This window comes from Mesorhizobium sp. M1D.F.Ca.ET.231.01.1.1, from assembly GCF_003999155.2.
Lineage (GTDB): Bacteria > Pseudomonadota > Alphaproteobacteria > Rhizobiales > Rhizobiaceae > Mesorhizobium.
Genome location: NZ_RZOZ02000007.1, coordinates 114,072 through 132,208, shown reverse-complemented (window position 1 = coordinate 132,208; position 18,137 = coordinate 114,072). Strand labels below are relative to the sequence as shown.

Here is an 18,137-nt window from a genome sequence, read left to right as displayed (position 1 = left end):
ATGTAGCGGGACACGGAATCGTCGAGCGAAATCGCGATTCGTCTAACGTAGAGCTCTACGATGAAGGTTAGAGATAATCTCCAACCGAGCGCGGGAAGCGCGCGCGGTCTAACCGCGCGCTTCGACGTTGTCAACCACCCTGGAAAAGGAATTTAGATCGGCGATGTCAGCGAGGTTCCATCGCCTTTACCTTAGCCGCCCACAGGATCTGGACATCGAGAATCGTCGGTTCCGTATTCGATTCCAGATGGAAGAAGCCCGGCGTGCGCGATTGCCTGATTCGCTTCACGAGGACGCGATCATCGGGAAGGCCGACGACGCATAGCTTGCCATACATGTCGGTTGTCACAGGTGATCTGACATCGTCGTAGTAGACCAGCCATCGATCAAATAGCGGCCCCAGGCTGTCCCCTCTGACCTCGACGGCCACAGTATCGAGAGTGGCATCAGCGGGAGCGTTTACGCGATCGAGTTCGCCGTGATCGTGGTTGTAAAAGCTGGCGGCGGCGCCGGCCCCAACATAGCCGACGAGGCGAACCGTGCCGTGGTCCTCCGGTTCATCCGCAAAAAGTTCTGCGACCTGCACATTCAGTTCGCGTGCGATTTGGGCAAGACGAGTCGTCGAAGGGTTGGTCTTTCCTCGTTCCAGACGGTTGAGGCTGGTGACATGCATACCGAGCCTCTCCGCTAGATGGACTTGGGAGATGCCTTTGGCGTCGCGGATTTTTGCAATGTTTGTCGTCACTTAAGCATCATAGCGCACCGTGCTAAGATTGTAATTCGCGCGCCGTGCTAATCCGCCCTTGCGAAGCTTAGCATCGCGTGCTAATGATCCGAGCCATGAAACTCCGCGATTGGCGCGCAGCGCACGGCAAAACCCTGAAGCAGCTGGCTGACGATCTCGGCCTTGGTGGCGGGGCAAATCCTTCTCGCCGCGCACAACGGGTCGAGACCGGCGAGTCGCCGGTGGACGTACCGCTCGCCGACAAAATCGTCGCCATCACTGGCGGTCGCGTCACGCTCGAAGATCTGCACATGACGCGCCGCGAGTGGCTTGCGGCCAATTCAGAGGCCGCAGCATGAGCGCCTCAGTTGTATGCCGGTTCGGTGAACCCCATCGCGCTGATCGCTGTGGCCTTAGTCGTCTGCAGGATCGCATCGGGTATCGCGGTCAGCGGCATCACGAATTTGGCGACGACCCGATATTCGATCGATCCGTCCTCTCTCGGTCTTTCCACGTACATCACGAAACGAGCGAACCCGCCGTTGAGGATGTCGATACGCCCGAGGCCAGACGCAAAGATGTCTGCTACGACGGCTGGTTCTGTAAGTCTCATGATTGCTCCCTTGCCCGCCGGCGGTTGTTGCCTGGTTGCCGGCTGAGGGGATCACGCATCACCAATACTTCGGCTGCAAATAAACTTTCGAGTTATCAACAGGCGATCCATCGCGATGGTTTCTCGCTCATAAATATTTCAATTGTTGGGTCTGGCCGGCAGCCCGTTTTGCAGCGCAGCAACAAGTTCTCGGGCGACATCCGTCGGCAGCACAAGACGCGAAATGATGCGTTTTTCGTGCGGCTCATTGGGAAGAGACGGCAATTCGACCCAGCCGATGATGCGGACAAATGTCGGCATGAATTCAGTCGCTATCCCGCTCACGAACAGACACGGGATGATCACCGGCTCGGTGAAGGGGACTTGAGTTCTTTTCGCCATGTCTTCCTCTCCATTTCCAGCTCGCGCGCCCTACCCCGGCGCGCTCGCCGGCACGCCCTGGCCGGCTTGGTGGGCCCCTCGCCTTCGCATCCTGGCGTGGTGGCCCACCTCTCTTTCCGTTCCGCTTGTTCATTTTCCCAAACTCCTCGACCTGCCAGCGCATTGCAGTGCGCCAAGAGGTCCACGTTCAACCCGCTCAATTCGGGCTTCGCTGTAGTACCCGACAGCAGAAGTAGCGAAGGAAGCATGTCATGCGTGACAAGAGTCGTGGCGTGGGTAGCAAGATGCATGTAACGCACATCGACGACCCGGTATGGCTCGGCCAGGAAGCCAAGCGGATGTCCAAAAGACTCCTGCAAAAGGAGCATCGCGGGCCTGGTGATACTATCGAGGCCGCCGCTCACCGGCTTCAGACCCGGCATCATGTCGATGCCTCTGTTATACTCCAGTGCTGGAACAGGCCGGCGAGGGAGATGAAGGTCTCCCGTTGGATGTCGGTGTTCAAAGCCTACTGGGCTGAGTTCGATGCAAAGGCGGACGCCGCGTACGAGGAAAAGAGGAAGGCAACGAATGCCCATCCGGCGCTGGTTAGGCTGGCTGATATTGTGGCTGGCCGGCAAAATAGGGCGGAAGGCCCAGAAGGTGAGGACGCATGATGAGCGTCGTCACCAAGGTGAACAACAGTCAGGTGGCAACCTGCGCGATTGATGGCTGCGCGAAGCCCGCTCGCGGACGTGGATGGTGCCTTGCTCATTACGGCCGATGGAGGCGAAATGGCGATCCTCTCGCAGGTCGGACGCCAAACGGCGATCCCCGTCGATATCTCGATGAGGTGGTGCTTGCCTACGAAGGCGACGAGTGCCTGATATGGCCATTTGCGCGTTTAGGCTTTGGCTATGCCAATTTGGCGGGAAAGGTTGTTTCTCGGCTCGTCTGCGAGCGCGTCAATGGTCCGCCACCAACGCCCGATCATGAGGCCGCCCACTCGTGTGGCAAGGGCCACCTCGCGTGCGTCACCAAGGGCCATATCTCATGGAAAACTACGGCCGACAATCTAGCTGACCGACGCGAGCATGGAACTTTCCCGGAAGGTGACAAGGCTTCTTGGTCAAAACTGACCAGCAATGCTGTTCGCGAAATTCGGGAGCTTAAAGGCCAAGCACCTCTGAGCAGCATCGCCGAGATGTACGGCGTCAGCAAGTCTGCCATTAGCCAGATCCATTCCGGGAAAAATTGGAGGTCGGTCACATGAGCGATCTCCCAGATTGGAAGACGATCTCAGCGGCTGAGCGTGATCGCCTTCTCGCTGACTTCTGCGCGCAGGGTTTCACCGCCCAGCAGATCTCCAACAGCTTCTATAACTGCAGCCGCTCCGCCGCGATCGGCCGCATCCATCGCCTAAAACTGCAGCTTGGCGGTGGCGCGCAACGGAAGGGCAAGACCGGCCGGCGCAAGGCCGCCGCCGGTCCGTCATTGGCGCCAAAGCCACGACCGCCGAAGCGCACCGCCAGGACGGCCGAAGTCGTCTCCTGGCGCGGTGCCAAAAATCCGCACCACAATGACCTGAAGGCGCGCGCCGAGCAGCGCGCCGCGTCACCAGGACTGCCGGCGCATCTCGTCGCCGGCGAACCGATCCGCGTCCGCGCTGAGACCAGCCACGCTCCGGCATCACTGAAGTTCGATCTGATGCAGCTCACCGACAAAACCTGTCGATGGCCGCAGGGCGACCCGCTCGTCGAAGGCTTCCACTTCTGCGGCAACGATACCGCCGAGACCAGCCCTTACTGCCGGTACCACAGCCGGCTTGCCTACGAGCCAGCCACCATCCGTCAACGCGCCAGCCTTCGCTCGGCAGAAAGGATCCGCTGATGACTGCAATTCATGAAAGGCCGAACCGCGCGACACCAAGCGAGGCGGCGTCCTTCATCGAGGAGTTCGACCGCATCGAGCAGGACCGCGAGGAGAAGCTCCGCGTTCTCGACGCCGACTTCAAGGCGAAGAAGCGAGCGATCCAGAAGATCGCCAACGACGATCAGAAATCCATCCTGGAAGACGCCAAGAAGCAGGGCGTCAACAAGGGCGTCATCCGCGCGATCACCGATGCGCAGAAGCTTCGCCGGAAGTCGGAGGCGCTGGCGGAACGCGCCGAAAACAAGATCGACGGCTTGGAAGAAGACGACCGCGAGTTCGCCGTCGATATCCGCCAGGCGCTCGGCGACGACTTCGCCAGCTTCGGCCTCGGCGCCGCCGCGGTGAGCCGTGAGGACGCCGATGACGATGAAGAAGACGGCGGGCAGCAGGATGAAACCACAGCAGCCGTCGTCAACGCGGTCCGCGCCGGCGCCTCGAAAGAGGAATGGGACGGCGCCGGCGCGAAGCACTGAGTTCTGAGGCAGCGGGCAGACGTCGTGTTCCCAGCGTGAGGGTCAAAGCCTTCCAAGGCCTCCCGAGCAACAGCGCAACACCTTCGGCGTGACCAGACCGGGAGAGCAGCGGTCGCTTCAATCAAGCCCGAATGGGCGTGAGGACTTGGGATGTCTGCACCACGCATTCTCGCGATCGATGCTGCACGCCGTCTGGGGTACGCCTACGGCGCCGCCGGGACGAAGCCGATCTCAGGCTCGATCGAGTGCGCGAAGGACAACTCGTCGCGCGGCGCCATCTTCTCGGGTGCCGGCCGGTGGATCACCAAGTTCATCGATCAGCATCCGGTCGACCTCCTCGCGATTGAGGCGCCGCTACCCGGCTCTTTCGTCCAAGGGCAGACCAACATCCAGACCGCAACCATCCTCCTCGGCCTGCCAGCCGTTCTTGAGTTCATGGCCTTTCAGCTGAAGGTCTATCAGCACACCCGCGTCAACCAGGCGTCGGTCAAGAAACATTTCGTCGGCATGGGTCGTGGCGATCAGAAGTCCGCGATTATGGCGAAGTGTCGGGCACTGGGCTGGATCGAGAAGGACGACGAAGATCAGTCCTTCGACCGCAGCGATGCCCTGGCGGTGTGGTCCTACGTCGAGTGCACATCGGCGCCTCGTTACACCCAGCCGGTCGACGACCTCTTCGTAGCCAGCGAGCGCCGCAAGCGCGAGGCCGAAGAGCTGAAGCGCCGATACCAACAATCCGAAATGCCGGAGAGGTTTTGAAATGGACGACTATCACGTCGGCCGGCTCGTCGCCTGCATCGACGAAAACTGGCAGTACAACATGCCGGGAGAAGAGCCAGAAGGGATGACGCTGCCCCGCAAAGGCGGGGTCTATAGAATCCGGTCGAGGGTATTCCTGGGATCAGTTCTGTTCCTCCGCTTCGAGGAGATCTGCAATCCGGAACAGCCGAGCCCGACCGGCCCATTTGAACCGGTCTTTGACAACCGCTCCTTTATGCCGCTGGACGACAAGCGGCTCGACATCTTCCGCCAACACTTCGCGCCGATCGTCCGCCGTGTCGACGGGGTGCCGGCATGAGGACGCACCCAACGAGCAGCCGGTACCGCGGCAACCATTCACTGGCCATGGCGGTGGCGATCGGCGGACTGATCGCTGCTGTCGCCTTCGTGATCTTCATGCTCTGCGGCGGCCTCGCCCACGCGCACGACGCGAAGCCGACGGCCGTGCAGCCACAGGGATGGAAGTATCCGTTTGCCTGCTGCGCCAACTACGACTGCAGGCAAGCCACCGGCGAAGTGAAGGAAGAGCCGGACGGGTATCATACCCCTTCTGGTGAGGTCGTTCCCTACTCCGACAAGCGCGTGAAGGATTCGCCGGACGGTGAATTCCACTGGTGTTCGCATCAGACCGGGCTCGATGCCGGCAAAACGATCTGCCTCTTCGCGCCAGGACGGGGGTCGTGATGCCCTCGAAACCGCGTCGCGCCGAAGAGCTGCTCTCCTACATCACCGGGCTTGGACCGGTCGGGCAGCCCGTCACCGTGAACCGTGATGTCGCCATGGCCGATATCCGGATCGGCAACAGCAACACCTACTACCAATGCCTCCGCCACCTCATCGGCGGCCGGTTCGTGCAACGCATCGGCCCTCGCACCTACGCGGTGCTGCGCCGGCCGGAGGAATTCGCATGACGCGCACCATCACGGCTCGCGAGCGTATCGAAATGCTCGAGGAGGAAAACCGCCAGCTCAAAGACAAGATCGCCAAGCTGACAGGCCGCAACGACGCCAATGTGGCACGCAAGGTCTTCGGCCTCACAGAGGCGGAAGCCGCCATCGTCATGATGTTGGTCACCTGCGGCGAAGCCGAATACGGCCAGCTGCAGGCCTCGATCTACACCGATCGACACCTCGTTGAACTCCTCGACCCCGACTGGGCAATTCGTTCCCACATGAAACGGATCCGTCGCAAGACCAGGCTGCACGGCGTCGACTTCGAGACCGTCTACGGCATGGGCTACCGGATGAGCGATGCTTGCAGGGCGAAAGCCCGCGCGGCGATCGCGGCGGCGGGAGGCCGGTGATGCACGTCCTCATCTGCTCGCCAAATCCATCGGTAACAATCCAGATCGAGGCCACGCTTGAGGCCGTCGACATCGCCTGCGAGGTGGAACCGGCGCCACAGGAGTTCGGTTCGCTGCTCTTCCGCGATCCCGATGCCATCGGCTTGTTCCTGGCGCTGGGGCCGGAAAGCGCTGCGAAGATGTGCCGCGATCTTCGCATGGGTGATGTCCGCAATCCGCTCTTCGCCCTGATCGACGAGCAATCCATCGTCTTTGGTGCCCCTGGCCGCGCCGTCGCGCTCAACGCCGGCGCCGACGATGTGCAGCCATGGCCGATCGACGTCACAGAGCTGGTTTCGCGCCTTTTCGCTCTGCAGCGCCGCCAGCGCGACGGCAACCCGTCGATCATTCAGTTGCCTGGCTGCATCCTGAAGCCGGCCACAGGCGAGCTCGTCGGCGACGTCGCCCACGTCCACCTCACGCACCAAGAGACCGTGTTCCTGACGACGTTGGCGTCCCGCCCTGGCGCCGTGATGACGAAGCCGATGCTGATGCTGGCGCTCTACAACGGCCGCGACGAAGCCCAGTTGAAGATCGTCGACGTCCTGATCTGCAAACTTCGGAAGAAGATCGCGGCGGCAACCGGCGGTCTCGACGTTCTGGAGACCGTTTGGGGTCAGGGCGTCAGGTTCATCGCTGAAGGCTATCAGCCGTCGTTCAGCGCCTTCGGACAGAGGGTGCCGGGATGAGCGATGCGGTAACCTTGGATGAAGCCATCCTGCAGCCTGAGCTGTTCCGGATCGCCTGCAGATTTACCCACAATGCGGAAAAGGCGCGCGATCTCGTCAATGACACGATCGTGCGCGCGCTGGCCAATCGCGACAAGTTCGACGGCGGCAACGCTATGGGCTGGCTGTCCACAATCATGCGCAACTATTACGTCGCGCAAAGACGGCTCCTGCGAAACACCCGAGAAATCTACACGGATGAACTGGTGGATACCCGCGCCATTGCGGCGACGCAGGAGATCGCCGTCGACATCAAACGCGCGCTCGATGTCATCGACACCCTCCCCGATAAACTTCGCGGCATCCTGCTCTCGCTCATAGACGAGACGCCGCAAGAAGAAATCGCGGATGCCCTTGGTGTCCCGGTCGGCACCATCAAGAGCCGCCTGTTCCGGGCGAGAACAGCTTTGCTTCATGAACTGGGAGCAGGGCTGTGAGAACGCACCGCCTCAGTAAACCCCGGGCTTCTTGCAAAGTCGATGGCTGCCGAGGCGTCGCCCGATGCAAGGGCTATTGCAATGCACATTATTCGAGACTGAGAAGGCATGGCAGTGCTGTCGCGCAGGGAGCGATTAAACCCCGCCGCACCTCTCCGAATTGCATCGTCGAAGGTTGCAATCGCGAGCGCGCCGGCCGTGCATGGTGCGCGGTCCACTATAAGCGTTGGTTGCGATATGGCGATACTGCCGGAAAACGAACACCAAATGGCGAGCCGGAGCGGTTTCTGCGCGAGACCGTGCTCACATACGACGGCGATCAATGTCTCGCATGGCCGTACAGCCGGACTGGCGCCGGCTACGGCAAAATACAGAAAGACGGCCGCACCCAGATAGTATCTCGGGTGGTCTGTGAAGAGGTCTACGGTCCTCCACCATCATCGTTGGATCAGGCTGCACATAGTTGCCACAACGGCCACTTGGGATGCGTCACCAAGGGTCATCTGTCGTGGAAGACCCCAAGACGAAACCTCGCTGAACGCGACGCCCGCAAATGGGTGCAACCATGACGCGGCCGCTGAGAGATGTGATGGCGGAGTGTCTTCGGCGAGAGACGCTCGGTGCCGCGGCGTCGCCATGGGCAGCAATGGACGACGACAGCCGCGAGGAAGTCCGCCGGCGCGCCGATCACCTCATTCGCCTACTCTCCGACTATGGCGTCGATCTCGTTCGTCGTGGTGACGTCGAGCCGCCGTCGGCGCCGACAAGCCAGACGATCCTCGCCAACCAGGTCTACGCGCAGCCCGATACGATGCGCGAGGTCCGCACTGAGCAAGGCGGTTTCTCAGTCGTCGCCGTGAAGGGCGGCCAGTCCACCGTTGAGCAGACCTTCACGCTTACTGACGTGATGCTCAACGCCGGCCTGGTGCTCGCCGGAGATCCCGCCGCGAAGACGATTAAGGACCTCGGCCGCCAGCTCGCCGCGGCCACCGAAATCTATCGGCTGAACGCCGCTGGCGCCGGAGGTGGCAAATGAGCGGACAGGCCACACCCCGAATCGCTGATCTAAACGAGCAACTTCGCGTTATTGAGCGCGAGCTTGAGTTGCCGTCGTCGGATCGAGCGGCGCGCGATTGGGCGCGGCGCAAGAAGGACATCGAAGCGGAGATCGTCAAGGTCAGAGCTTCGCTCCCGCCGTCGCATATCGAGGCCATGACCGCTGCTGGCTTTGAGGCGCTCGCCTGGCAGCCGATTGCGATCGAGGTGGTCTGCGCCGACGGCTCAATTCGCTCCGAGTGGCTGCCGGAAGACCTTATCCATTGGGAGAAACGTCTCTTCATCAGGTGGCGCACCGATGACAGCTACGCGTTCTCAGGATGGGAAGCAAAGACCGCCGCTCATTCGGGCGGCCGGTATCGCAGCTTGCATCACGCCTTCGGCTGGTTCGCCTGGTCTAACGCTCAGGAGCGCCAGTCATGACCGGACCGCTTTCCAACGCCAGCCGCCAGCTCGAGGAGCTCGTCGACGTCACCGCCGACTGGGCGACTGACCTGTTGCGGCGCACTGCCGCCGAGATGAGCCATGCGCTCGATCGAGAGGCGATGCAGGACGTCGAGGGTGCCGAGGAGTGGCGAAAGCCTACAGCCGGAAGGAGTTTCCAATCATGAAGAACCGCATCACCGATCTCAACGACCATCTTTTCGCGCAGATGGAACGCCTGGCCGAGGAAGGCCTGTCCGGCGAGAAGCTGGAAGGCGAGGTCCAGCGGACCGAGGCGATGATCAAGATCGCCGACGCGATCGTCGACAACGCCCGCCTCGGCATTCAGGCGGCGACTCTTGTCGCAAACCACGGCGACCGCTTCCGCAAGGACCTCCCGATGCTCTCCGCGCCGAAGGAGATCGACGGGCAATGAAGGGGCGGCAGATCCGATACAGCGACGAGGAGTTGTCGTTTATCGAGTGGCGACAGGCGATGAGCCGTCGCGCGCTGCATGCCGCATTTGTCGCTCGCTTCGGACGCCCAGACGTCAAACTCGAAGACATCAAGGCCCTCTGCTCGCGTAGGGGCTGGTTGACCGGCCGTACTGGCGGCTTCGAGAAAGGATCCATCCCGTTCAATAAGGGCAAGCCCCATCCCGCGCGCGGCAGAGCAGCCGAAACGCAGTTTAAAAAGGGGAGCATGACCGGAGCGGCGGCCGCGAAATACAAGCCGATCGGCACCGAGCGCTTCAACAAGGATGGCTATCTGGAGCGCAAGATCCACGATGGCCTGCCGCTGCAGTCGCGTTGGCGGTTGGTGCACCTCATCCGCTGGGAAGAGTTGAACGGCGCACTGCCCGCCGGTGAAGCCCTTAAATGTCTCGACGGCGACCGCCGCAACACGGACCCGTCGAACTGGCGAGCGATCCCCCGGGCGCTGCTGGCTCGCCTCGCCGGCCGCTACGGACGCGGCTACGACGCGGCGCCCTCTGCGCTGAAGCCGACGATACTCGCCATCGCCGAACTGGAGCATGCCGCCCGGGAGCGCGCACCATGAGGCGCAGCCGCATAGCCTACAGCGCTGCCGAGATGGTCTGGCTCGAATCGAACCGCGCCATGGTGATCAGCGACTATCATCGGGCCTTCCAGGCCGCTTTCGACCGGCCGGACGTCCTGCAGATAAATCTCCACGGGCTGCGCAAGCGTCTCGGTTGGAAGGTCGGACGTGATCCAGGCCGCTACAAGGGGCGCCGGCTTAAGTACACCGACGCCGAGATCGCCTGGCTGCGCGACAACTCCACGATGGAGATCAAGGCATGGTGCGCTGCCTTCGTGGCGAGGTTCAGCCGGCCCGATGTAACCCCAGCCAAGCTGCACAGCATGCGGAAGCGAGAGGGATGGAAGACGGGGCGCACCGGTCATTTCGAAAAAGGTGCGGCGCCATGGAGCAAGGGCAAGAAACTTCCCTATAACGCGAACTCCGCGGCCACTCAGTTCAAGAAGGGCCAGCTGCCACACAATCATCGCGGCCCTGGACACGAGTCCCTCGGCGACGACGGCTACATCTGGATCGTCACCAATGCGACCAATCCATGGACCGGAGCCTCGACGTGGCGAATCCACAAGCATCGCTACCTTTGGGAAAAAGAGCACGGCCCCGTCCCGGAGGGCTACGTTCTAAAATGCCTCGGCGATCGGCTTAATACCGACCCGTCGAATTGGGAGCCAGTTCCGATCGGGCTACTGCCTCGCCTGAACGGGAAATCCAACCGCGGGTACGACCACGCGCCGGCCGAGTTGAAACCGACGATCATGGCGGTGGCAAAGCTCGAGCACGCCGTCGCAGCTCGCCGCAAATCCAAATCAGAAAGGTCACCGACATGACGACAGCCATCACGATTCCGCTTGCTGAGATCAATCCCGACGAGACCATCAACGCGCGTCGCACCCGCACCGACGAGGGCATCGAGGAGCTGAAGGCCTCGATCCGCGCCCATGGTCTGATCCAGGCGCTGCGCGTGCGCCATGACGAGGCCTCGGGCAAGTTCAAGATCATCGCCGGCCACCGCCGCCATCGCGTGCTGTGCGAGCTCGCTACCGATGGGGACACCGCCGGCGGCGTCGCGGTGACGCCGGACTACCAGGTACCGGCGATCATTGGTGACGTCGACGACGACGCCGCCCGCGAGCTCAGCCAGGCGGAGAACTTCATCCGCCTCCCCCAGCATGAGGCCGATACTTACGAGACCTTCCGTGAGCTCGCCGATCGCGGGCTCGACGAAAGCCAGATCGCAGCCCGGTTTGGCATCGAGCCGAAGCGGGTGAAGCGCATGCTGGCGCTGGGTAGACTCTCGCCCGTCATCCTGGAGGCGTGGCGATCAGGCGAGCTCGACCAGAACGGTCGCGCCTTTGAGATCGTGCGCGCCTTCACCCTCGCGCCTTCCATCCTCGACCAGGAGCGCATCTTCGCCAAACTGAAGAAGGACCGCAATCTGCACGGCCATGCCGTCACCTTGGCCCTCGGCGGTGCCGACCGAGACGCCGCGAAGCATATCAAGATCGCTGGTCTCAATGCCTATGAGGCCGCCGGCGGCCGCGTCACCCGCGATCTCTTTGGCGACAACCACATCATCGCTGACAAGGACATCGCGCTGCGCGTCGCCGAGCAGAAGGTCGAGGCAACTCTCGCCGGTTTGAAGGCGGAAGGATGGTCATGGACCAGCATGGCGTCAGACCTCCCGTATGCGTGGGAATATGGCTGGTCGAAGGAAAAGCCGTCCGAAGGCAAGATGACGGCTGATGAGAAGAAGCAGATCAAAAAGCTGGAAAAGCTGGCCGCCAAGGGCAACGACGTTGCGAGCGGCCACCTCGCCGACCTGCGGAAGGCGATTGCCGACCGGCAGTGGACGCCGGACCAACTCGCCAAGGCCGGCGCCGTGCTGGAGCTCAGCTATTACGGCGATCTCAAGATTGTGCGCGGTGTGGTGAAGCCGCAGGCACCGAAGAAGGTGACAGAGGACGGCAAGCCGGCGGAGAAGGGACCGCCGACGATCTCCAATGCCATCCACGATCGTCTCAGCATCCAGGCGACGCTAGCGGTCCGTGACGCGCTGCGCGAGGAGCCGCGCCTCGGCTTGGTCGCGCTGCTCGCCGGATTCATGGCCCATCGCCATCTGCATACCGACAGTCCGGTCCGCGTCTATCACGACGGCTTCGGGCGGGTGCACAGCGAGAAGGAAAGCTTTGCCTGGGCCTTCGCGCGGCTGTCCGCAATGTCGGACCAGGAACTATTCGCAGCCGCCGCTGGCTGCGCGGCTGAAGCAGTGCACATGGAGCGGCCATATGCTGGCAAGCCGCCTTTCGACACCAACTCGTCACCACTGGCCGCTGCGATCGACGCCGGCCGGCTAGCGAAGGCGCTCGGCGAGGCCTTCGATGCCGAGGACTACTTCAAAAGCATCGCGAAGCCGTTCGTCATCACCGCGATCCGTGAGGCCATCAACGAGGATGAAGCCCGCAAGGCTGACAAGCTGAAAAAGAAGGAGCTCGTCGAGTTCGCGGTCAAGAACGTCCCTCCGACCGGCTGGCTGCCACCGGAGTTGCGGGCGCCCACGTACAGCGGCCCGGGCGAGATCCCGGCGCTTGCCGAGGCACCGCCGACGGAGCCGGATGACGACGACTTGGTCGACGAGGACCTCGACGAAGACGAGGCGGCCTGATCTCCATGGGTTGCCTTCGCGTAAAACGCAACACGATCGGTGCGGCGTTACCGTCGCCTCCATCTGCAATGGAGGTGACAATATGAACGACGCCGAGATCCGCGCCGTCCCGGAATCGAATGGCTTCCGGGCCGAGTTTAAGAAAATCCATCGCTCCGATTGGCAGCCCGTTTGCGAGAACGGCCACCCGCTGCTGTTCGATACTAAGGATCAAGCCGAGGTCGCCGCCTACCGCGCACTGATGAAACACCTCTTCGGAGACGGCATCGTCCGCGACGGCGAGAAAGCGACGGCGGCGCTCAGCCAAGCCGAGGAGAAGTTCGGCAAGCTGCTCAGAGGCGGCGGGAAAACCGTTGCGGTGGAGCGGCGATGAGCAAAGGCCCGGAATTCAAGACGGAAGCCGAACTCTGCGCCGCGTTCATCGCGGCGTTGCCAAAGGGCTGGACCGCCTACGCCGAAACCCAAGGGTACGACATCCTGCTGGCGCGCGCCGATGGCCTGCAGGTCGGTGTTGAAGCGAAACTTAGGCTCAACGCCGAGGTCGTCGTGCAAGCCGCCAAGGAGTGGGGCTACCACCCGCACGCACCAAGCCCTGACTTCCGCGCCGCGCTGGTACCGGCCGGCCGTGCCCAACAGCATATGTCGGCGATCTGCGCCATGCTCGGGATCACGGTCATCACGATGACCCATCCGGACGATCACACCGAGGAGCGCTACGGCTGGCGGCCGCCGGCGTTCAGGCCCGATCTGCCGGACAAGAACCTCAACTACTGGGACGGCCGCGAGCACGACTGGTATGACCGCTGCCCGCCGGCGCGCTGCAAGCTGCCCGAATATGTGCCCGACGTCGGCGCCGGTCACTCCGCGCCGGTGGCGCTCACCAATTGGAAGATCCAGGCGATCAAGCTGCTCATCATCCTGCAGAGGCGCGGCTACGTCACCAAGGCCGATTTCAAGCACGTCAAGATCGATCCGAGCCGCTGGACGCGGGACTGGCTGGAACGCGGCGCCGAACGCGGCCAGTTCGTTGCGGGCCGATACACGCCTGACCTAAAGGCGCAGCACCCCACCAACTGGGCTCAGATCGAGGCGGATTTCGAGAAGTGGAAGCCGGCCGACGAGGTGGCCGCCTAGCATGTCAGCAGACGCATTCTCCCGGCTGCTCGCGCAGCACATCGAACCAGTGGCAAGGATGCTGCTGGGGGAACCAAATCCACATCTGTCGAAGCCGGGGGCGGAACTCCGCTTTGGCGAACAGGGATCGATGTCAATCGATCTCGCGAAGGGCACATGGTTCAGCCATGAAGACAACGAGGGCGGCGGAACCCTCGCCCTGCTCGGCAAGCTTCAGGGTCTCAGCGAAGGTGAGGCTGTCGACTGGCTGCGTGACAACGGCTTCGAACTGCCATCGAAGGCGCCGCAGACCGGCAGCAACCAGCTCGCCGGGCCCGGCAAGAAGGAGACCGTCGCCACCTGGGATTACGTCGACGCTGATGGTGCCCCCGTCTTCCAGGTCGCCCGCATCCAGACCAGGCTGCCAGATGGCTCCTGGAAGCTGAACAAGCACGGCAAGATCGAGAAGACGTTCGTGCAGCGCCGCCGCTTCGAGGAAGAGGCCGGCGTCTGGATCACGGGACTGATAGATGACGACTATATGCGGAAGGGGAAAGGCCAGAACTGGACCCGATACTCCGCCGGCAACTATGAAAAATGGAAGATGACGGAGCGCCGGCATTTCGCCGGCGTCGACGAGCTCCCACTCTACCGGCTGCCCGAGGTCCTCGAGGCGATCGCCATGGGTCAAGCGATCCACATCGTCGAAGGGGAAAAGAAGGCCGACGCGCTGTGGGCGGTAGGTATCGCGGCGACCTGCAATGCTGGTGGTTCAAAAAAATGGGCGCCGCATTACAACGAGCTGCTCGCCGGCGCCCACATCGTCATGATCCCGGACAACGATGATGTCGGCCGCGTCCACATGCAGCTGGTGGGCTCGCAACTGCGGCCGGTGGCGTCGTCTGTCCGTCTGCTCGACATTAGGTCGTTCTGGCCTGAGGCGCCCAACAAGGGCGACATCTGGGACTGGGCGCAAACCGGTGTCGACGTCGGCACGCTCTACGACCTCGTTGACACGCATTCGAAGCCTTGGACGAAGGAACTACCACGATCGCGCTTCAACGCGGTGCCGTTCGCGCGCATCGATGAGCCCGGTCCGGAGCACGAATATCTCATCTTCGAGGTGCTCACCCGGCATGAGGTCGCGGTGATCTATGGCGAATCGGGATCCGGGAAGAGCTTCGAGGCCATCGATCTCGGCATGGCGGTGTGCCGCGGCGTCGACTTCAACGGCCGCGCCGTCAGGCGAGGTGGCGTCGTCTACCAGGCCGGCGAAGGTGGCATCGGTGTGAAGAAGCGCATCCGGGCGTACCGGCAGACCTACATGGACAAGGATGAAAATCCGGATTTCATCCTGCTGCCCGCCCGCGTCGATCTCTTCGCGAAATCCGATGACCCCGAGGATGTGGAGACCTCCCGCGGCACCGACGCCCTGATCGCCGAGATCAAGGCCTGGGCAGATACGTTTTCCTCCCCGCTCGAGCTCGTCGTCATCGATACCTTGGCGACGGCGACACCAGGTGCCAACGAGAACGCCTCCACGGATATGTCGGTGGTGCTCAACAATCTCGAGCGGATCCGCGATGAGTGCAAAACCGCCGTCCTGATGGTCCACCACAAGCCGCGGAACGGCAACAATCCGCGTGGGCACTCCTCGCTGTTCGCCAACGTCGACAACGCCATTGAGCTCGAGATCACGTCGCGCGTCGACGTCACCAACCGGGATGACGGCACTCAGCTGATCCGCCAGATCCACCGCGCCACAGTCCAGAAGAACAAGGATGGTGAGCGTGGCCACGGCTGGGACTTCATCCTGAAGCAGGTTGTCCTCGGGAAGCGACCAACGGGTGAGCTGCTCACCAGCGTGGTCTGCGCTGCGCCAGGCGGGCAAACTCCTGAGATCAACGACGACAAGCGGCTATCCGATCAGCAGATCATGGCGATGACGGCGCTGATCAAGGCGCTCGAGGAATATGGTGAAGCACCATCCCCGATGCTGAAACTTCCACGCAGCATCACCCGCGTAGTTCGCATGGGCTATTGGCGCCAGGAATATGCGGCGCTGAGCCTGGTCGACGACGAGGATCCGAGGAAGAAGTCGGAGCGGATCAAGAAGGGCCTCCAGCGCGCAGGCGAGCGGTTCCTTGGCGCGAAATGGATCGGGCGAGCGGAACCATATGTCTGGCTCACGGGCCGGCCGGTGCCCGGCTTCAAAAAGGCTGGCGACAATAACTTCGATTTCTCGTCGCTCTCGCGGCCAGAAGAAATGAGCGCCGGCATGACCGACGTCATCGATGGGGACATTCAACTGTGATGGCTCTCTCGACCGAAGAGATCACCAAGGTTGATCGGTTCATCCGCACCTTCGATCTCGGGCTCATATACATCATCGCCTCGGACGCCGGCGGCCCTGTCAAAATCGGGAAATCCTCGCTGCTCTCCGGCCGGCTCGATAGCCTCCAAATCGGCAACCCGAGCGAGTTGTTTGTCTATGCGGCATTCGTCTTCGATCGCGGCAAAGCGCATGCCGTTGAGCAGTTGCTCCACAGGGCGCTCGGGGCATCCTGGCTGAGAGGAGAATGGTATTCGCTGTCAGCCTCTGAGGCGAAATCGGCGTGCCGTCGCATTATCCGATATGGAGCAAACGGGACATCGCCGGGACAGAACCGGAAAAAAGCGACGAAACCCACGCGTCGCAAGGCGTTGCTGGCCGCATACCGAAAGCAAATCGAAGCGATGTCCCGCCAAATGTCCCCGGAATTGTCCCGTTTATGTCCCCCTGACGAGAGGGGCTCATGACCGACGAAACTCGCATCGAAGCGCTCCCCTTTGGCAATCACTACTTCGCTGTGCTGCGTCGTCCAGGGCAGCCCGACGACATCCTTGATGGTCCTGATGGCAAGCCCAAGCGGTTCGAGACCGCCTATGCCGCGATCCAGGCAGGCAAGGCGACGCTGGTGCCCGCAGCAAAGTCGCTACAGGTCGCGGCGAAGACCTTCCGCCGTGACCGCAATCGCGAGCTCGAGGAGGAACGCCGGCGCGTCTTCGGTGAAGGTGGCAGCCGATGAAGCACCGCACCGACATCTTCAAGGTGGCGGAGCAGTGCGGGATCCGGCTGCTAAAACCGGCCGATCACCGCCCGCTGCATCGCCGACCGCGGGAATGCTTCGCGAAGAAGACGCTGAAGAAGATCGGGCAACGCCATGGTGAGGCTCACCTCGCCATGACGCTGCGCCTCATCGTGGAAACCCGTGACAACGCGACGGAACTCTACAGCGAAACCATCCAGGCGATATCAGCGCTGCTGGAGAACCCCGCGATCGAGGCCCGCGGTGGTGCATTATTCGATCAGTTCGACCGCATCGCGCTCGCCGAGGTGCGCCGCGACGCCAAGCAGCTCGGGCTCCGCCTCCCACTCGCCCACGTGATGCGGGTGCTGATTGCGGAGCAGCTGCGCGATCATGATACTATTGCACGGGATCGGGGTTCGGCGGCATGACGGTAGCAGCAGAGGCGTGGTGGACAGCGAAGACGGTTGAGCTCAGGGTGCTCGAAGCCGCCGAAACACTGATGCTTTGCCCGAACCACCGCGGAGGTGGCAGCACCTTCTGGCCCGATGTCGTGCAATCGAGAGAGGATGCTTACGGCTACACCGATGCCCGCTACAAGCGCATGCCGTCGCCCGGCGCGATATCCAGGATGACGACGACATGGGGTTGGATCAACGCGCATCCGATTGAATCGGAGCGCAAGCTGCTTTACGCCTGGGCCTGGCAGAAGACCAAAAAGGGTCGTTTTCTCAACGATTTCGCCTCCCGTGAGGGTATCAATTCCCGAACGCTTCGGCGCGCCATAACCGCGATCTGCCAAGCCATTGCGGATCGGCTAAACCAGCAGAAAGTTGCATGGCTGGGCGACCGCGTTGACGCGGTGTCCGAAATCGAGCCAGAAATCGCGCCAATCAAGGTACCTTCGCAGAAGCATGCCAGCCACTTCATGGAGCTTGGTGCGAAGCCTCGGTACCCCACTCCGGCCGAGATCAAGGCGCTGAAGAAGCGGCTGGAAAAGGCGAACCGGAAGCGGGCGCAGCGCAAGGTGAAGCCGTCCGAATCAAGCCAAGAACCGGCACAGGCGAAGAAGCCGTCAAGGAAAACCGGCTGATCGCTGCGGGACGTCGGCGGGACGAAGCCGGGACAGATCTCCTCGCGGACCGCGCAAAACCGCTGTCCCCTCGGGACATCCGCCACAGTGAAAAACTTGTGATTTGCGCATCGACGCAGATTTCGTGTTCTCTTCGCGTCTTCCCTCCTCGCGTAGACGCCAAGTTCTGATAAGCGCAGACCACGAAGGCGAGCCCAAGCGAGCATTCGCCTTCGTAGAGCTCTACGACTGCAGGTTAGCACTATATCCTGAAACCTCCAGAATCGAGATCGCT

29 protein-coding genes are annotated in these 18,137 nt (G+C 62.2%); 26 read left to right on the top strand and 3 right to left on the bottom strand.

Features of this window, described 5'->3' with window-relative positions; genetic code table 11:
• Positions 1–166: 166 nt before the first annotated feature.
• Positions 167–745 (bottom strand): helix-turn-helix domain-containing protein, encoded by a 579-nt coding sequence (locus EN874_RS19695; RefSeq protein ID WP_127426622.1) that lies wholly within the window; start codon positions 743–745, stop codon positions 167–169.
• 95 nt (positions 746–840) lie between these two features.
• Between EN874_RS19695 and EN874_RS19690 the strand changes: the two genes are divergently transcribed.
• Complete coding sequence (locus tag EN874_RS19690; protein WP_245513798.1) at positions 841–1,083, top strand: helix-turn-helix transcriptional regulator; 243 nt, start codon at positions 841–843, stop codon at positions 1,081–1,083.
• A gap of 5 nt (positions 1,084–1,088) precedes the next feature.
• Here EN874_RS19690 and EN874_RS19685 read toward each other — a convergent pair whose 3' ends face one another.
• Together EN874_RS19685 and EN874_RS19680 are read right to left on the bottom strand one after the other, a co-directional pair.
• Positions 1,089–1,337 carry a hypothetical protein gene (locus EN874_RS19685; RefSeq protein WP_127426623.1) on the bottom strand — a complete coding sequence of 83 codons (249 nt, stop codon included), beginning with the start codon at positions 1,335–1,337 and terminating at the stop codon, positions 1,089–1,091.
• Between the two features lie 138 nt (positions 1,338–1,475).
• On the bottom strand, positions 1,476–1,718 hold the full coding sequence (locus EN874_RS19680; protein WP_127426624.1) for a hypothetical protein: 243 nt from the start codon (positions 1,716–1,718) through the stop codon (positions 1,476–1,478).
• Positions 1,719–1,969: 251 nt separating this feature from the next.
• Here EN874_RS19680 and EN874_RS19675 point away from each other — a divergent pair, with 251 nt between their 5' ends.
• The 25 genes from EN874_RS19675 (at position 1,970) to EN874_RS19555 (ending at position 17,863) form a co-directional block, all read left to right on the top strand.
• Entirely contained in the window at positions 1,970–2,374 is a 405-nt protein-coding gene (locus tag EN874_RS19675; protein ID WP_127426625.1) for a hypothetical protein, read from the top strand.
• Entirely contained in the window at positions 2,374–2,970 is a 597-nt protein-coding gene (locus EN874_RS19670) for a hypothetical protein (protein WP_128261494.1), read from the top strand. Before EN874_RS19675 ends, EN874_RS19670 begins: the two co-directional genes overlap by 1 nt.
• Positions 2,967–3,587: a GcrA family cell cycle regulator gene (locus tag EN874_RS19665; RefSeq protein ID WP_127426627.1), complete on the top strand. Its 621-nt coding sequence runs from the start codon at positions 2,967–2,969 to the stop codon at positions 3,585–3,587. Before EN874_RS19670 ends, EN874_RS19665 begins: the two co-directional genes overlap by 4 nt.
• The gene (locus EN874_RS19660; protein WP_127426628.1) at positions 3,587–4,102 is read left to right on the top strand and encodes a hypothetical protein; all 516 of its coding nucleotides are present in this window, start codon (positions 3,587–3,589) and stop codon (positions 4,100–4,102) included. Before EN874_RS19665 ends, EN874_RS19660 begins: the two co-directional genes overlap by 1 nt.
• Before the next feature lie 150 nt (positions 4,103–4,252).
• Positions 4,253–4,861, top strand: a complete 609-nt coding sequence (locus EN874_RS19655; RefSeq protein WP_127426629.1) for a hypothetical protein — start codon at positions 4,253–4,255, stop codon at positions 4,859–4,861.
• A 1-nt stretch (position 4,862) separates the two neighbouring features.
• The gene (locus tag EN874_RS19650) at positions 4,863–5,180 is read left to right on the top strand and encodes a hypothetical protein (protein WP_127426630.1); all 318 of its coding nucleotides are present in this window, start codon (positions 4,863–4,865) and stop codon (positions 5,178–5,180) included.
• A gap of 98 nt (positions 5,181–5,278) precedes the next feature.
• The gene (locus EN874_RS19645; protein WP_127426749.1) at positions 5,279–5,566 is read left to right on the top strand and encodes a hypothetical protein; all 288 of its coding nucleotides are present in this window, start codon (positions 5,279–5,281) and stop codon (positions 5,564–5,566) included.
• Positions 5,566–5,793 carry a hypothetical protein gene (locus tag EN874_RS19640; protein WP_128261493.1) on the top strand — a complete coding sequence of 76 codons (228 nt, stop codon included), beginning with the start codon at positions 5,566–5,568 and terminating at the stop codon, positions 5,791–5,793. The genes EN874_RS19645 and EN874_RS19640 overlap by 1 nt, the downstream gene beginning before the upstream one ends.
• Positions 5,790–6,185, top strand: a complete 396-nt coding sequence (locus tag EN874_RS19635) for a hypothetical protein (RefSeq protein WP_127426632.1) — start codon at positions 5,790–5,792, stop codon at positions 6,183–6,185. The genes EN874_RS19640 and EN874_RS19635 overlap by 4 nt, the downstream gene beginning before the upstream one ends.
• The gene (locus tag EN874_RS19630; protein WP_127426633.1) at positions 6,185–6,913 is read left to right on the top strand and encodes a response regulator transcription factor; all 729 of its coding nucleotides are present in this window, start codon (positions 6,185–6,187) and stop codon (positions 6,911–6,913) included. Before EN874_RS19635 ends, EN874_RS19630 begins: the two co-directional genes overlap by 1 nt.
• A complete protein-coding gene (locus EN874_RS19625; RefSeq protein WP_127426634.1) occupies positions 6,910–7,389 on the top strand; it encodes a sigma-70 family RNA polymerase sigma factor in 480 nt (159 codons plus the stop codon). Before EN874_RS19630 ends, EN874_RS19625 begins: the two co-directional genes overlap by 4 nt.
• 589 nt (positions 7,390–7,978) lie before the next feature.
• Positions 7,979–8,425 carry a hypothetical protein gene (locus EN874_RS19620; protein WP_127426635.1) on the top strand — a complete coding sequence of 149 codons (447 nt, stop codon included), beginning with the start codon at positions 7,979–7,981 and terminating at the stop codon, positions 8,423–8,425.
• Complete coding sequence (locus tag EN874_RS19615; RefSeq protein WP_127426636.1) at positions 8,422–8,868, top strand: hypothetical protein; 447 nt, start codon at positions 8,422–8,424, stop codon at positions 8,866–8,868. The genes EN874_RS19620 and EN874_RS19615 overlap by 4 nt, the downstream gene beginning before the upstream one ends.
• A complete protein-coding gene (locus EN874_RS19610) occupies positions 8,865–9,056 on the top strand; it encodes a hypothetical protein (RefSeq protein WP_127426637.1) in 192 nt (63 codons plus the stop codon). Before EN874_RS19615 ends, EN874_RS19610 begins: the two co-directional genes overlap by 4 nt.
• A complete protein-coding gene (locus EN874_RS19605) occupies positions 9,053–9,304 on the top strand; it encodes a hypothetical protein (protein WP_127426638.1) in 252 nt (83 codons plus the stop codon). Before EN874_RS19610 ends, EN874_RS19605 begins: the two co-directional genes overlap by 4 nt.
• Positions 9,301–9,927: an HNH endonuclease gene (locus EN874_RS19600; RefSeq protein ID WP_127426639.1), complete on the top strand. Its 627-nt coding sequence runs from the start codon at positions 9,301–9,303 to the stop codon at positions 9,925–9,927. The genes EN874_RS19605 and EN874_RS19600 overlap by 4 nt, the downstream gene beginning before the upstream one ends.
• On the top strand, positions 9,924–10,754 hold the full coding sequence (locus EN874_RS19595; protein WP_210236014.1) for a hypothetical protein: 831 nt from the start codon (positions 9,924–9,926) through the stop codon (positions 10,752–10,754). The genes EN874_RS19600 and EN874_RS19595 overlap by 4 nt, the downstream gene beginning before the upstream one ends.
• Complete coding sequence (locus EN874_RS19590) at positions 10,751–12,589, top strand: ParB/RepB/Spo0J family partition protein (RefSeq protein WP_127426640.1); 1,839 nt, start codon at positions 10,751–10,753, stop codon at positions 12,587–12,589. The genes EN874_RS19595 and EN874_RS19590 overlap by 4 nt, the downstream gene beginning before the upstream one ends.
• An 82-nt stretch (positions 12,590–12,671) precedes the next feature.
• On the top strand, positions 12,672–12,962 hold the full coding sequence (locus tag EN874_RS19585) for a hypothetical protein (protein ID WP_127426641.1): 291 nt from the start codon (positions 12,672–12,674) through the stop codon (positions 12,960–12,962).
• Positions 12,959–13,723, top strand: coding sequence for a hypothetical protein (locus EN874_RS19580; RefSeq protein WP_127426642.1), 765 nt, complete (start codon positions 12,959–12,961; stop codon positions 13,721–13,723). The genes EN874_RS19585 and EN874_RS19580 overlap by 4 nt, the downstream gene beginning before the upstream one ends.
• A gap of 130 nt (positions 13,724–13,853) precedes the next feature.
• Positions 13,854–16,016 (top strand): AAA family ATPase, encoded by a 2,163-nt coding sequence (locus EN874_RS19575; protein WP_168247684.1) that lies wholly within the window; start codon positions 13,854–13,856, stop codon positions 16,014–16,016.
• Positions 16,016–16,501: a GIY-YIG nuclease family protein gene (locus EN874_RS19570; RefSeq protein WP_127426644.1), complete on the top strand. Its 486-nt coding sequence runs from the start codon at positions 16,016–16,018 to the stop codon at positions 16,499–16,501. Before EN874_RS19575 ends, EN874_RS19570 begins: the two co-directional genes overlap by 1 nt.
• Entirely contained in the window at positions 16,498–16,770 is a 273-nt protein-coding gene (locus EN874_RS19565; protein ID WP_127426645.1) for a hypothetical protein, read from the top strand. Before EN874_RS19570 ends, EN874_RS19565 begins: the two co-directional genes overlap by 4 nt.
• Positions 16,767–17,201, top strand: coding sequence for a hypothetical protein (locus EN874_RS19560; protein ID WP_127426646.1), 435 nt, complete (start codon positions 16,767–16,769; stop codon positions 17,199–17,201). The genes EN874_RS19565 and EN874_RS19560 overlap by 4 nt, the downstream gene beginning before the upstream one ends.
• Positions 17,198–17,863: a DUF6362 family protein gene (locus tag EN874_RS19555; protein WP_128261492.1), complete on the top strand. Its 666-nt coding sequence runs from the start codon at positions 17,198–17,200 to the stop codon at positions 17,861–17,863. Before EN874_RS19560 ends, EN874_RS19555 begins: the two co-directional genes overlap by 4 nt.
• Positions 17,864–18,137 lie beyond the last annotated feature (274 nt).

Bases quoted from the DNA above. Each gene is read 5' to 3' on its own strand.
- EN874_RS19690 (WP_245513798.1), top strand. From the start codon at position 841: ATGAAACTCCGCGATTGGCGCGCAGCGCACGGCAAAACCCTGAAGCAG.
- EN874_RS19685 (WP_127426623.1), bottom strand. From the start codon at position 1,337: ATGAGACTTACAGAACCAGCCGTCGTAGCAGACATCTTTGCGTCTGGC.
- EN874_RS19680 (WP_127426624.1), bottom strand. From the start codon at position 1,718: ATGGCGAAAAGAACTCAAGTCCCCTTCACCGAGCCGGTGATCATCCCG.
- EN874_RS19675 (WP_127426625.1), top strand. From the start codon at position 1,970: ATGCGTGACAAGAGTCGTGGCGTGGGTAGCAAGATGCATGTAACGCAC.
- EN874_RS19670 (WP_128261494.1), top strand. From the start codon at position 2,374: ATGAGCGTCGTCACCAAGGTGAACAACAGTCAGGTGGCAACCTGCGCG.
- EN874_RS19665 (WP_127426627.1), top strand. From the start codon at position 2,967: ATGAGCGATCTCCCAGATTGGAAGACGATCTCAGCGGCTGAGCGTGAT.
- EN874_RS19660 (WP_127426628.1), top strand. From the start codon at position 3,587: ATGACTGCAATTCATGAAAGGCCGAACCGCGCGACACCAAGCGAGGCG.
- EN874_RS19655 (WP_127426629.1), top strand. From the start codon at position 4,253: ATGTCTGCACCACGCATTCTCGCGATCGATGCTGCACGCCGTCTGGGG.
- EN874_RS19650 (WP_127426630.1), top strand. From the start codon at position 4,863: ATGGACGACTATCACGTCGGCCGGCTCGTCGCCTGCATCGACGAAAAC.
- EN874_RS19645 (WP_127426749.1), top strand. From the start codon at position 5,279: ATGCTCTGCGGCGGCCTCGCCCACGCGCACGACGCGAAGCCGACGGCC.
- EN874_RS19640 (WP_128261493.1), top strand. From the start codon at position 5,566: ATGCCCTCGAAACCGCGTCGCGCCGAAGAGCTGCTCTCCTACATCACC.
- EN874_RS19635 (WP_127426632.1), top strand. From the start codon at position 5,790: ATGACGCGCACCATCACGGCTCGCGAGCGTATCGAAATGCTCGAGGAG.
- EN874_RS19630 (WP_127426633.1), top strand. From the start codon at position 6,185: ATGCACGTCCTCATCTGCTCGCCAAATCCATCGGTAACAATCCAGATC.
- EN874_RS19625 (WP_127426634.1), top strand. From the start codon at position 6,910: ATGAGCGATGCGGTAACCTTGGATGAAGCCATCCTGCAGCCTGAGCTG.
- EN874_RS19620 (WP_127426635.1), top strand. From the start codon at position 7,979: ATGGCGGAGTGTCTTCGGCGAGAGACGCTCGGTGCCGCGGCGTCGCCA.
- EN874_RS19615 (WP_127426636.1), top strand. From the start codon at position 8,422: ATGAGCGGACAGGCCACACCCCGAATCGCTGATCTAAACGAGCAACTT.
- EN874_RS19610 (WP_127426637.1), top strand. From the start codon at position 8,865: ATGACCGGACCGCTTTCCAACGCCAGCCGCCAGCTCGAGGAGCTCGTC.
- EN874_RS19605 (WP_127426638.1), top strand. From the start codon at position 9,053: ATGAAGAACCGCATCACCGATCTCAACGACCATCTTTTCGCGCAGATG.
- EN874_RS19600 (WP_127426639.1), top strand. From the start codon at position 9,301: ATGAAGGGGCGGCAGATCCGATACAGCGACGAGGAGTTGTCGTTTATC.
- EN874_RS19595 (WP_210236014.1), top strand. From the start codon at position 9,924: ATGAGGCGCAGCCGCATAGCCTACAGCGCTGCCGAGATGGTCTGGCTC.
- EN874_RS19590 (WP_127426640.1), top strand. From the start codon at position 10,751: ATGACGACAGCCATCACGATTCCGCTTGCTGAGATCAATCCCGACGAG.
- EN874_RS19585 (WP_127426641.1), top strand. From the start codon at position 12,672: ATGAACGACGCCGAGATCCGCGCCGTCCCGGAATCGAATGGCTTCCGG.
- EN874_RS19580 (WP_127426642.1), top strand. From the start codon at position 12,959: ATGAGCAAAGGCCCGGAATTCAAGACGGAAGCCGAACTCTGCGCCGCG.
- EN874_RS19575 (WP_168247684.1), top strand. From the start codon at position 13,854: ATGTCAATCGATCTCGCGAAGGGCACATGGTTCAGCCATGAAGACAAC.
- EN874_RS19570 (WP_127426644.1), top strand. From the start codon at position 16,016: ATGGCTCTCTCGACCGAAGAGATCACCAAGGTTGATCGGTTCATCCGC.
- EN874_RS19565 (WP_127426645.1), top strand. From the start codon at position 16,498: ATGACCGACGAAACTCGCATCGAAGCGCTCCCCTTTGGCAATCACTAC.
- EN874_RS19560 (WP_127426646.1), top strand. From the start codon at position 16,767: ATGAAGCACCGCACCGACATCTTCAAGGTGGCGGAGCAGTGCGGGATC.
- EN874_RS19555 (WP_128261492.1), top strand. From the start codon at position 17,198: ATGACGGTAGCAGCAGAGGCGTGGTGGACAGCGAAGACGGTTGAGCTC.